This is a genomic window from Methylibium sp. (assembly GCF_035762065.1).
Classification (GTDB): Bacteria; Pseudomonadota; Gammaproteobacteria; order Burkholderiales; family Burkholderiaceae_C; genus Methylibium.
In genome coordinates this window covers 84,413-93,480 of the sequence record NZ_DASTPW010000036.1, presented here as the reverse complement: position 1 = coordinate 93,480, position 9,068 = coordinate 84,413, and the positions used below count along the sequence as shown (strand labels likewise).

General features: G+C 71.3%; 4 protein-coding genes. 2 read left to right on the top strand and 2 right to left on the bottom strand.

Features of this window, described 5'->3' with window-relative positions:
• A partial coding sequence (locus VFR90_RS09905; RefSeq protein WP_326405962.1) for a hydantoinase B/oxoprolinase family protein occupies nucleotides 1-3,324 on the bottom strand: 3,324 nt, incomplete at its 3' end.
• Between the two features lie 124 nt (nucleotides 3,325-3,448).
• Between VFR90_RS09905 and VFR90_RS09900 the strand changes: the two genes are divergently transcribed.
• Nucleotides 3,449-5,992 (top strand): GspE/PulE family protein, encoded by a 2,544-nt coding sequence (locus VFR90_RS09900; RefSeq protein WP_326405961.1) that lies wholly within the window; start codon nucleotides 3,449-3,451, stop codon nucleotides 5,990-5,992.
• Between the two features lies 1 nt (nucleotide 5,993).
• On the opposite strand, the gene VFR90_RS09895 is transcribed toward VFR90_RS09900, so the two are convergent.
• Nucleotides 5,994-7,037, bottom strand: coding sequence for an NAD(P)H-dependent flavin oxidoreductase (locus VFR90_RS09895; protein ID WP_326405960.1), 1,044 nt, complete (start codon nucleotides 7,035-7,037; stop codon nucleotides 5,994-5,996).
• Nucleotides 7,038-7,129: 92 nt separating this feature from the next.
• Between VFR90_RS09895 and VFR90_RS09890 the strand changes: the two genes are divergently transcribed.
• Nucleotides 7,130-8,947: a YbhB/YbcL family Raf kinase inhibitor-like protein gene (locus VFR90_RS09890; protein WP_326405959.1), complete on the top strand. Its 1,818-nt coding sequence runs from the start codon at nucleotides 7,130-7,132 to the stop codon at nucleotides 8,945-8,947.
• The last annotated feature ends 121 nt before the right edge of the window (nucleotides 8,948-9,068 follow it).

The window sequence follows — 9,068 nt, the reverse complement described above, 5'->3', positions numbered from 1 at the left end:
TCGATCCTCATCGCCGAAGGTGAAGTTGTTCATGCTGCCCTGGGCGTTCGCCATGATGCCGAGCGCGGCATAGAGGGCGTCGACCACGTGCTGGCTGGTCTCGACGTTGCCGGCCACCACCGCCGCCGGGTGGCGCGGGTTGAGCATGCAGCCTTCGGGCACGACCACCTCGATGGGCTTCAGGCAACCGGCGTTGAGCGGGATCTCGTCGTCGACCAGCGTGCGGAAGACGTAGAGCACCGCGGCCATCGTCACGGCCTTCGGCGCGTTGAAGTTGCTCGGCAGTTGCGCGCTGGTGCCGGTGAAGTCGATCGTCGCGGCGCGTGCTTGCGCATCGACGGTCACCTTTACGACGATGCGCGCGCCGTTGTCGAGCGGCAGCTCGAAGGCGCCGTTCGGCCGCGTCGAGGGCTTCGCCCGAGCGAGGCCCGCCCCCTCTGACGGCAGCACGCCTTCGGGCGTGCGTGAGGGCACCAGGTTCAAGGCGGTGATCACGCGACGCACCGATTCCTCGGCGTTGTCCTGCACGTGCCGCATGTAGGCCGCCACGGTCTCGCGGCCGAACTGCTCGACCATCGAGCGCAGCTCCTGCACGCCCTTCTCGTTGGCCGCGATCTGCGCGCGCAGGTCGGCCACCGTCTGCGCCGGGTTGCGCGCCGGGTGCTCGCCGGCGTTCAGACGGGTGAGGAGCTCGGCCTCGCGCATCTGGCCGTCGCGCACCAGCAGGAAGTTGTCGAACAGCACGCCCTCTTCGGCGATCGTCGTGCTGAACGGCGGCATCGAACCGGGCGTGATGCCGCCGATGTCGGCGTGGTGGCCCCGGCTCGCGACGTAGAAGCTCGGCTTCGGGTCGACGCGATCGGCTTCGGATCCGGGTCTCCCGGTCCGAAACGCGACCGCTCCAGGGGCAGCGAGCGGAGCGAGCGTGGGGGCATCGATCCACACCGGCGTCACGACCGTCACGTCGGGCAGGTGCGTGCCGCCGTGGTACGGGTCGTTGAGCATGACCACGTCGCCGGGCCGCATCGACGGGTTGCGTTCGATCACCGTGCGGATCGACTCGCTCATCGAGCCCAGGTGCACCGGCATGTGCGGCGCGTTGGCGATCAGTGCACCTTCGGCGTCGAACAGCGCGCAGGAGAAGTCGAGCCGCTCCTTGATGTTCACCGAGTGCGCGGTGTTCTGCAGGCGCAACCCCATCTGCTCGGCGATGTTCATGAAGAGGTTGTTGAAGACCTCGAGCAACACCGGATCGGCCTGCGTGCCGACGGCGTGCCGGGCCTCGCGTGCGGCGACGCGCACCAGTTCGAGCGCGCCGCCCGCCTTCAGCACCGCCTGCCAGCCGGGCTCGACGACGGTGGTCGCGTTGCGTTCGGCGACGATGGCCGGGCCGGTGATCGTCGCGCCGGCCGGCAGCGTCTCGCGCACGAAAAGCGCGGCGTCGTGCCAGCGCGCGCCGCTGTACAGCCGCACGTCGGCGTCGCGCGGCGGCCGCTGCGGCGCGGGCTCGGCGGCGGCGGCTGCGGTGTCGTGGCGTTCGCCGGCACCGACGGCCTCGACCGACACCGCCTCGATCACCAGCGAGCGGTCCGGCATGAGGAAGGCGAAGCGGCGCCGGTAGCCGGCCTCGAAGTCGCGCTGCATCGCGTCGGCCGCGCCGAAGGGCAGCACCAGCGCGGTATCCGTGCCTTGGTAGCGCAGGTGTGCCCGGCGCCGCAGCTCGATCGCCGCGCGCGCGACCCCCTGGCTCGCGAGCTCCTCGCAAGCCGCCGCGCCAAGCTGCGCGAGCCGCTCCTCGGCGGCCTGCAGCCCCGCGGCATCGAGCGAGCGCTCGATGCTCGCCTCGCGCATCGCCATCCGGTCGGCCAGACCCATGCCGTAGGCCGAGAGCACGCCGGCCAGCGGGTGCACGAACACGCGCTGCATGCCCAGCGCATCGGCCACCGCGCAGGCGTGTTGCCCGCCGGCGCCGCCGAAGCACTGAAGCGTGTAGCGGGTCACGTCGTGGCCGCGCGCGACCGAGATGCGCTTGATGGCGTTCGCCATGTTCTGCACCGCGATCTGCAGGAAGCCTTCGGCGATCGATTCGGCGGTGGCCTCGCGGCCGGTGGCGCGGCGCACTTCGGCGGCGAGCGCGTCGAACTTCGCGGCGACGACTTCGCGGTCGAGCGGCTCGTCGCCGCGCGGGCCGAACACCTTCGGGAAGTGCGCGGGCTGCAGCTTGCCGAGCAGCACGTTGGCGTCGGTCACCGCGAGCGGCCCGCCGCGTCGGTAGCTCGCCGGCCCCGGGTGGGCGCCGGCGCTCTGCGGCCCGACGCGCAGTCGCGCGCCGTCGAAAGTGAGCAAGCTGCCGCCGCCGGCGGCCACGGTGTCGATGCTCATCATCGGCGCGCGCATGCGCACGCCGGCCACCTGCGTTTCGAAGGCACGCTCGAATTCGCCGGCGTAGTGGCTCACGTCGGTGCTGGTGCCGCCCATGTCGAAGCCGATCAGCTTCGTGTGGCCTGCCGCCACCGCGGTGCGCACCATGCCGACGATGCCGCCGGCCGGGCCCGACAGGATCGCGTCCTTGCCCTGGAAGCGATGGGCCTCGGTGAGGCCGCCGCTGCTCTGCATGAAGAAGAGCCGCACGCCCGGCATCTGCTGCGCGACCTGCTCGACGTAGCGGCGCAGGATCGGGCTCAGGTAGGCGTCGACCACCGTCGTGTCGCCGCGCGACACCAGCTTCATCAGCGGGCTCACCTCGTGGCTCGCGCTCACCTGCGTGAAGCCGACCTCGCGCGCCAGCTCGGCGGCCGCCCGCTCGTGCGCGGCGTGGCGCCAGCCGTGCATGAACACGATCGCGGCCGCGCGGATGCCGCTCCCGTGCGCGGCTTCGAGCGCCGGACGAAGCGCCTCGCGATCGAGCGGCAGCACCACCTCGCCGTGCGCGCCGACGCGCTCGTCGGCCTCGACCACGCGCTCGTACAGCAGCTCGGGCAGCACGATGTTCCGCTCGAACAGCTTGGGCCGCGCCTGGTAGGCGATGCGCAGCGCGTCGCGGAAGCCGCGCGTGGTGACGAGCAGCGTGCGGTCGCCCTTGCGTTCGAGCAGTGCGTTGGTGGCGACCGTCGTGCCCATCTTCACGCACTCGACCTCGGCCGGCGTGATCGGTGCGCCGGGCTCGAGCCGCAACAGCCGCCGCATGCCCTCGACCGCCGCATCGGCGTACTGCCCGGGGTTCTCAGACAGCAGCTTCAGCGTGTGCAGCGCGCCGTCGGGTGCGCGGCCGATCACGTCGGTGAAGGTGCCGCCGCGGTCGATCCAGAACTGCCAGGTCGTCATCTCAGGGCGCATCGTGCGGCGTGAACTGGCGGCCGATCACCGCTCAATTGCAGCCTTTGCCGAAGGAAGTCGCTGCCTAGGATACGGCGGCAGGCTGGTTCGCCTGCGGCTGTGCTTTCGCGCCATGACCGACCTGTCGACGCCTCCGCTGAGCATCGTTGCGACCGACCCTTCGGGCGACGAGGCCTCGGCCTCCTCGAAGCTGCGCCACGCGAGCTTCGGCTGGCCGACGCCGCCCTTCGTCGGCTACCCGCCGGCGAGCGAGCAGACCGAGGCGCTGCCCTGCGTGATCGCCGGCTTGAACGGCAAGCTGCTGCACGCGCGGCTGATCCAGTTCGTGCCCGACGAGCGCGCGGCCAACGTCCAGGTGCCGCCGGCACGCACGACGCTGACGCTGCAGTTCGGCCAGTTCCGCACGCTGGCGCTGGTCGATCCGCTCGCGCCGCAGGCAAGCGACGGCGGCGACCCGCGCCTCGCGCAACTCGCGCAGCGCCCGCGCACGCGCTTTCGCATCGCGCTGAAGAACGCCGAGCTTTTCGAAGGCGAAACGATCGGCCACGTCGAGACCGATTACGGCCTCTTCCTGTTCCCGCCGCTCGACGACGCCGGCCGCGTCACCCGCATCTTCGTGCCGGCCGAGAGCATCGAATCGCGCGAGCTCGGCCCCAAGCTCGGCGAGGTGCTCGTCGAAGCGCGCGCCGCGACGCCGAAACAGGTCGAGCAGGCGATGGAGCTGCAATCGCAGATGCGCGAGCGCAAGCTCGGCGACATCCTCATCACGCAGAACATCGTCTCGCCGGCCCAGCTGCTGACCGCGATCGAGCAGCAGAGCAAGATGCCGATGATGCGCATCGGCGAGGCGCTGATCGCGCTGAAGCTGATCAACGCCAGGCAGCTCGAGGACGCGCTCGCGCAGCAGAAGCAGGACCGCAGCGTGCCGATCGGCGAGCTGCTGATCCGGCTGGGCTGGGTTTCGCGGCAGGACCTGCAGACCGCGCTGGCGCGCAAGATGGGCTACCCGGTCGTGGACGCCGCGAACTTCGCGGTCGATCCCGAGGCGCTGAAGAAGCTGCCGCCTGCCGCGGCGCAGCGGCTGAACGTGCTGCCGCTGCTGTTGCGCGAGGCGACGCTCGTCTGCGCGATGGAAGACCCGACGCAGCGCGCCGTGCTCGACGAGCTGGCGATGGTGAGCCAGTGCAAGATCGTCCCCGTGCTGGCGCGCCAGGCGGACATCGCCGCGACAGTGCCGCAGGCCTACCGCAAGATCGGCCTCGAAGCGGCCGGCGCCACGGAGGCGTCGACGGTGGACTTCGACGCCTTCGACGCCGGCAAGCTGCTCGAAAGCCTCGAACGCGAGAACGCCGATGCCGCGCACAAGCACGAACTGAGCGAGAAGCAGATCGAGCAGAGCGACAACTCGCTCGTGCGCCTGATCCACACGATGATCATCGAGGCGCACCAGCAAGGCGTCTCCGACATCCACATCGAGACGCACCCGGGCAAGGAGAAGCTCAAGATCCGCTTCCGCAAGGACGGCGTGATGAAGCCCTACCTCGAGCTGCCGCACACCTACCGCAACGCGATGGTCGGGCGCATCAAGATCATGTGCGACCTCGACATCTCCGAGCGCCGCAAGCCGCAGGACGGCAAGATCAACTTCGCGAAGTTCTCGGCCGCGCACAAGCTCGAACTGCGGGTCGCGACGATCCCCACCAACAACGGCCTCGAAGACGTGGTGATGCGCCTGCTGGCCTCGGCCAAGCCGGTGCCGGTCGACAAGCTGGGCCTCACGTCGCGCAACCTCGAACGCCTGAAGGCCGCGATGGAGCGGCCCTACGGCATGGTGCTGTGCGTGGGCCCGACCGGCTCCGGCAAGACCACCACGCTGCACTCCGCGCTGAGCCACATCAACGTGCCGGAACGCAAGATCTGGACGGCCGAGGACCCGGTCGAGATCACCCAGCCCGGCCTGCGCCAGGTGCAGGTGAATCCGAAGATCGAGTGGACCTTCGCGAAAGCGCTGCGTGCCTTCCTGCGGGCGGACCCGGACGTGATCATGGTCGGCGAGGTGCGCGACCAGGAGACGGCGCAGATCGCGATCGAGGCCTCGCTCACCGGCCACCTCGTCCTCTCGACGCTGCACACCAACAGCGCCCCCGAGACGGTGACCCGCCTCCTCGACATGGGCATGGACCCGTTCAACTTCGCGGACTCGCTCCTGCTGGTGCTGGCGCAGCGGCTGGTGCGCCGGCTGTGCAACGAGTGCAAGAGCTCGCGGCCGATGACCGACGACGAATTCGACGAGCTGCTCGGCGACCACCTTGCGGTGCTGCCGCCGGCGGAGAACGACGCGCAGCACGACGAACGCCGCGCCTCGCTGAAGCTCGACTGGCTCGCCCGCCACGGCCGCGAAGGCCGGCTGATGCACTACCACGCGGCCGGCTGCCACGCCTGCGGCCAGAGCGGCTTCCGCGGCCGCCTCGGCCTGCACGAGCTGATGACGGTGAGCCGCCCGCTGCGCCGGCTCATCCAGACCGGCGCGCGCGCCGAAGAGCTTCAGGCCCAGGCGCTCGCCGAAGGCATGGCGACGCTGCGCCAGGACGGCATCGAGAAGGTGCTGCTCGGCCTGACGACGATCGACGAGGTGAGGTCGACGAGCAACGCGTGAGTCAGCCCGGCCATCCTTCGGCCAGCCCCCGCGTGATCTCGGCCGCCGGCCGCGCCAGCAGCGCGTCGTTGCACTGCCCGCTCCATAGCGGCGAGTAGTCGCCGATCCCTTGTGCCTCGGCCGCGGCGCGCAAGGTCGCGAGCGAGCGCGAGGCGAGCGGGAAGTCGGGTGCGATCGGGTGCATCGGGCCGAACGCGCGGGTGAGCCCGTTGACGATGCCGCGCGCGGGCCGGCCGCTGTGCAGCCGCGTCAGCGCGGTGTGGCGCGCGGCCTCGCTCATGAGCGCGGCACGGTGCACCGGTGCGGTGGTCGCCTCGTCGCTGAGCAGGTAGGCGGTGCCGGCCTGCACGGCGGAGGCGCCCAGCGCGAAGGCGGCGCGCACGCCGTTCGCGTCGGCGATGCCGCCGGCCGCGATCACCGGCACGCGCACCGCGCGCACGATCTGCGGCAGCAGCGTGAACGTGCCCTGCTGCGTGGTGAGGTCGTCGGTCAGGAACATGCCGCGGTGCCCGCCGGCTTCGAGGCCTTGCGCGATCACCGCGTCGGCACCGTGCGCTTCGAGCCAGCGGGCTTCGGCGATCGTGGTCGCCGAGGACAGCACGAACGCGCCCCAGGCCTTCACGCGCGCGAGCAGCCGCGCCTCGGGCAGGCCGAAGTGGAAGCTGACGATGCGCGGGCGGTAGGGCTCGACGAGATCGGCGACGACGTCGTCGAACGGCTGGCGCAACGCGCCGGGCTTCGCCGCGGCGATGTCGAGGCCGAGGGCGGCGTAGTGCGGCGCCAGCGCGGCACGCCAAGCGTCTTCGCGCGCCGGGTCGTCGACGGGCGGCGCATGGCAGAAGAAGTTGAGGTTGTAGGGGCGGCCGGCAGCGTGCAGCACGTCGAGCTCGCGCTTCAGCGTCGCGGCATCGAGCAGCGCCGCGGGCAGCGAGCCGAGCGCGCCGGCCGCACCGACCGCGAGCGGCAGCGCCGCGAGCTGCAGGCCGGCCATCAGCGCCTGGACGATGGGCAGCTCGATGCCGAGCCGTGGGGCTAGAGCGTTCATCCGCGGCGATCTTGCCTCGTCCGGTGCCCGGGGGCCATGCGGGCAGGCACCGGGCTTGCCGAAACGCTCGCGTCGTATTGAACGAGACCGCCATGAATCGTCTGCCTGCCCGCCTCGCGACACTCTGCACGGCCGCCCTCGCCGGCGCGTTCCTCCCTGCCCTCGCGCAGCAAGGCGACGGCACGCGCGCCGCCATCAGCACAAACGTGTTCAAGCCGGCCAAGGTCGGCCCGAGCGAGGCCGCGCTGCGCGGCCTGCAGCTGCCGCCCGGCTTCACGATCGCGCCGTTCGCGACCGGCTTGCGCAACCCGCGCATCCTTGCGATCTCGCGCGACGGCTATGTCTACGTGAGCCGCCGCGATCAAGGCGACGTGCTGCTGCTCAAGGACGCCGACCGCGACGGCCGTGCCGACGGCGAGCCGGTGCAGGTGATCTCGCGGCCCGGCGCGCACGGCCTTGCGATCAAGGACAACAGGCTCTACCTCGTCACGGTGAAGGAGCTGTTCGCGGCCGACATCAAGCCCGACGGCACGCTCGGCCCCGCGACGATGCTGCTCGGCGACCTGCCCGATTCGGGCCAGCACCCCAACCGCACGATCGCCTTCGGCCCCGACGGCATGCTCTACCTGAGCGTCGGCTCGACCTGCAACGCCTGCAACGAGAGCAACCCCGAGAACGCGACGATCCTGCGCGTGTCGCCCGACGGCAAGAGCCGCACGATCTTCGCGACCGGCCTGCGCAACACCATCGGCTTCGACTGGCAGCCGCAGACCGGCGAGCTGTGGGGCTTCGACCACGGCATCGATTTCCTCGGCGACGACATCCAGCCCGAGGAGCTGAACCGGATCGAAGCCGGCAAGCAGTACGGCTGGCCGCACGTGTACGCCGACGGCGCCATCAACCCGCCGACCACGCCGGTCGGCGAGATCACCAAGGAGCGATGGAAGGCGCAAAGCGCACCGATGACGCTCGGCTACACCGCGCATGCGGCGCCGATGCAGATGGCGTTCCACCGCGGTGCGGGCCTGCCAGCCGAGTACGCGGGCGACGCCTTCGTCGCGATGCGAGGCTCGTGGAACCGCAGCGCGCCGTCGGGCTACGAGATCGTTCGCGTGCGCTTTCGCGACGGCAAGCCGGCCGGCATCGAGCCCTTCGTGCGCGGCTTCCTGACCGACGGCGGCCGCACGCATATCGCACGGCCGGTGGGCCTGGCGATCGCGGGCGACGGCTCGATGCTGATGGCCGACGACGGCAACGGCGTGATCTACCGCATCGCCTACGCCGGCACCGACGCGCGCGCACAGGCGCCCCTGTCTGGCCCGCCGGCGACCGCGATGCAGCAGCAGACGCGCAAGGGGCTCGGCGTGCCGCTCACGCGCGAGCGCGAGGAAGCGCGGGCGCAGACGGGCATGCCGAGCGGCGGCACGATCACCGTGCGGTCGTGGAGCTTCGGCAACGGCGCCGAGATGCCCGCCCGGCACAGCGAGTACGCCGACGGCGTCTCGCCCGCGCTGCAATGGACGCCGGTGCCCGGCGCGAAGAGCTACGCGATCGTGATGGAGGACCCCGATGCAAAGCCGATCACGCCGTTCGTGCACTGGGTCGCCTGGAACATTCCCGCGACAAGCACGCAGCTGCCCGAGGGCCTGCAGGAACAGCCTCGGCTGACCGAGCCCGAAGGCATGCTGCAGGGCAGGACGAGCCGCGGCTCGCCGGGCTACTACGGCCCGCGCCCGCCGGTCGGCGACGCCGCGCACCGCTACCACTTCCAGGTGCTTGCGCTCGACACCATGCTCGACGTGCCGCCCGGTGCCGATCGCGACCAGGTGCTCGCGGCGGCGAAGGGCCACGTCATCGCGACCGGACAGCTCGTCGGACGCTACGGGCAGTCGCGAGCGCCGCTCAAGTAGGCCGGGCGGCGCGGGGCCGGGCCAGCGCCTGCCGGCGCGCCGCCGCCGACTTCGCGCGGTCGGACGCCGCTTCGGTTTGGATGCGCGGCACGCTGCCGCGGCCGGCAGCATGGACTTTCGT

What these genes read in the sequence shown, in the direction of transcription:
- VFR90_RS09900 (WP_326405961.1), top strand. Translation starts at nt 3,449, where the DNA reads ATGACCGACCTGTCGACGCCTCCGCTGAGCATCGTTGCGACCGACCCT.
- VFR90_RS09895 (WP_326405960.1), bottom strand. Translation starts at nt 7,037, where the DNA reads ATGAACGCTCTAGCCCCACGGCTCGGCATCGAGCTGCCCATCGTCCAG.
- VFR90_RS09890 (WP_326405959.1), top strand. Translation starts at nt 7,130, where the DNA reads ATGAATCGTCTGCCTGCCCGCCTCGCGACACTCTGCACGGCCGCCCTC.